Annotated in this window: 2 pseudogenes; one reads left to right on the top strand and one right to left on the bottom strand. The window is 70.7% G+C overall.

Annotated features, from left to right (window positions below):
- Window positions 1-384: pseudogene (locus MKK58_RS00170) on the bottom strand (glutamine--fructose-6-phosphate aminotransferase); the annotation flags it as partial.
- Between MKK58_RS00170 and MKK58_RS00165 the strand changes: the two are divergent.
- Window positions 382-933: pseudogene (locus MKK58_RS00165) on the top strand (SIS domain-containing protein); the annotation flags it as partial. The pseudogenes MKK58_RS00170 and MKK58_RS00165 sit on opposite strands and share 3 nt — an antisense overlap.

The following is a 933-nucleotide window of genomic DNA, read 5'->3' as shown; positions in this document are numbered from 1 at the left end:
CGCCAGGCTCTCGAACCAGTACTTGGCCACGAGGCCGGCATAGTAGGCCGTGCCGCAGGCGGTGATCGAGATCCGCGAGAGCTTGGCGAAATCGAAGGGCAGGGCCTCGGGCAGCGCCACGCGGCCTTGCGCGAGGTCGACGTAGTGGGCGAGCGTGCGGCCCACCACCTCCGGCTGCTCGTGGATCTCTTTCGCCATGAAGTGGCGGTGGTTGCCCTTCTCCACCCGGAAGGCCTGGGCGACGATGCGCTGGCGCTCGCGGGTGACGGGCCGGCCGGCGCGATCGCGGATCTCTGCGCCCTCACGCGTCAGGATCGCCCAGTCGCCCTCGTCCAGATAGGTGATCGCCTCCGTGAAGGGGGCCAGCGCCAGGGCGTCCGAGCCTTCCGGGTGGAGAAGGGCAACCACCGCCACTTCATGGCGAAAGAGATCCCCGAGCAGCCGGAGGTGGTGGGCCGCACGCTCGCCCACTACGTCGACCTCGCGCAAGTCCGCGTGGCGCTGCCCGAGGCCCTGCCCTTCGATTTCGCCAAGCTCTCGCGGATCTCGATCACCGCCTGCGGCACGGCCTACTATGCCGGCCTCGTGGCCAAGTACTGGTTCGAGAGCCTGGCGCGCCTGCCCGTCGAGATCGACGTCGCCTCGGAGGCGCGCTACCGGGAGCCGCCGCTCGACCGGGACGGGCTCACCCTCGTCATCTCGCAATCGGGCGAGACCGCCGACACCCTGGCCTCGCTGCGCTACGCCAAGGGCCAGGGCCAGCACACGCTGGCGGTCGTCAACGTGCCGACCTCCACCATCGCGCGGGAGGCCTCGGCCGTCGTGCCGACCCTGGCCGGCCCTGAGATCGGGGTCGCCTCCACCAAGGCGTTCTCGTGCCAGCTCACGGTGCTGCTGTGTCTCGCCATCCATGCCGGCCGGGCGCGCGGCACC

The organism is Methylobacterium sp. J-078, assembly GCF_022829285.1.
Taxonomy (GTDB): domain Bacteria; phylum Pseudomonadota; class Alphaproteobacteria; order Rhizobiales; family Beijerinckiaceae; genus Methylobacterium.
The sequence above is the reverse complement of the archived record's forward strand: the minus strand, read 5'-3'. Positions and strand labels throughout refer to the sequence as shown.